Here is a 255-nt window from a genome sequence, read left to right on the forward strand (position 1 = left end):
GCTTGATGTGCCGCGACGGCCAAGTCATCCGCAAAAACGCCTAAGCAGGGATTCAGACAATGGAAGAGCTTATCTCCCCCGGTATCTACAACCTGATCATCTTCGTGCTGGCGATTTATGTCGGTTATCACGTGGTCTGGAACGTAACACCCGCACTGCACACGCCGTTGATGGCGGTGACCAACGCCATTTCGGCCATCGTGATCGTCGGCGCCATGCTCGCCGCCGCGCTGACCGTAACGCCTCTGGGCAAGA

Annotated in this window: 1 protein-coding gene; it reads left to right on the forward strand. The window is 57.6% G+C overall.

Annotation, left to right across the window (positions count from 1 at the left end; genetic code table 11):
- Positions 1 to 59: 59 nt before the first annotated feature.
- A partial coding sequence (locus Q7C33_RS29025; protein WP_407684608.1) for a proton-translocating transhydrogenase family protein occupies positions 60 to 255 on the forward strand: 196 nt, incomplete at its 3' end.

This window comes from Pseudomonas sp. BP11-1-1 (assembly GCF_052112105.1).
In the GTDB taxonomy this organism is placed as follows: Bacteria; Pseudomonadota; Gammaproteobacteria; order Pseudomonadales; family Pseudomonadaceae; genus Aquipseudomonas; species Aquipseudomonas alvandae.